This is a genomic window from Pseudonocardia kongjuensis (genome assembly GCF_039526905.1).
GTDB lineage: Bacteria > Actinomycetota > Actinomycetes > Mycobacteriales > Pseudonocardiaceae > Pseudonocardia > Pseudonocardia kongjuensis.
The window spans coordinates 1-1352 of sequence record NZ_BAAAJK010000072.1; the positions used below are offsets into that span (position 1 = coordinate 1).

The 1352-nt window shown below is 56.7% G+C and carries 1 rRNA gene; it reads right to left on the reverse strand.

The annotated features are described in order from the left end of the window. A 23S ribosomal RNA gene (locus ABD160_RS33170) occupies positions 1-1352 on the reverse strand; the annotation flags it as partial.

Genomic DNA, 1352 nt, shown 5'->3' on the forward strand with positions numbered 1-1352 from the left:
TCGATATGGACTCTTGGGCAAGATCAGCCTGTTATCCCCGGGGTACCTTTTATCCGTTGAGCGACACCCCTTCCACAAGGTGGTGCCGGATCACTAGTCCCGACTTTCGTCCCTGCTCGACCCGTCAGTCTCACAGTCAAGCTCCCTTGTGCACTTACACTCAACACCTGATTGCCAACCAGGCTGAGGGAACCTTTGGGCGCCTCCGTTACTCTTTGGGAGGCAACCGCCCCAGTTAAACTACCCACCAGGCACTGTCCCTGAACCAGATCATGGCCCGAGGTTGAGACACCCAGTTCGACCAGAGTGGTATTTCAACAACGACTCCACCATCACTGGCGTGACAGCTTCACAGTCTCCCACCTATCCTACACAAGCCGAACCGAGCACCAATACCAAGCTATAGTAAAGGTCCCGGGGTCTTTCCGTCCTGCCGCGCGTAACGAGCATCTTTACTCGTAATGCAATTTCGCCGAGTCTGTGGTCGAGACAGCGCCCAAGTCGTTACGCCATTCGTGCAGGTCGGAACTTACCCGACAAGGAATTTCGCTACCTTAGGATGGTTATAGTTACCACCGCCGTTTACTGGCGCTTAAATTCTCCGCTTCGCCCCCCGAAAGGAGCTAACAGGTCCTCTTAACGTTCCAGCACCGGGCAGGCGTCAGTCCGTATACATCGTCTTGCGACTTCGCACGGACCTGTGTTTTTAGTAAACAGTCGCTTGGGCCTGGTCTCTGCGACCACCCACCCCTAGCCCGCAAAGGGGCTTCAAGGCAGATGGCCCTCCTTCTCCCGAAGTTACGGAGGCATTTTGCCGAATTCCTTAACCACAGTTCTCTCGATCGCCTCGGTATTCTCTACCTGACCACCTGTGTCGGTTTGGGGTACGGGCCGCAACAGCACTCGCTAGAGGCTTTTCTCGACAGCATGGGATCACCCTCTTCGCCTCAATCGGCTACGCATCACCTCTCACCCTTCACGACCCCCCGGATTTACCTAGGAGATCAGGCTACAGGCTTACACCACGACAACCACCGCGTGGCGGAGCTACCCTCCTGCGTCACCCCATCACTTGCCTACTACCAGATCGGATCCCACGCTCCCCCACAAACAACACTCCCGAAGGAGCGAAGGTGGGTTCGGATGGTTAGCATCACCAGCCTCGGCATGGACGCACTATCACGAGCACGGGAATATCAACCCGTTGTCCATCGACTACGCCTGACGGCCTCGCCTTAGGTCCCGGCTCACCCTGGGCGGAACAACCTGGCCCAGGAACCCTTGGTCATCCGGCGGCAGAGATTCTCACTCTGCATTCGCTACTCATGCCTGCATTCTCACTCCCACACCCT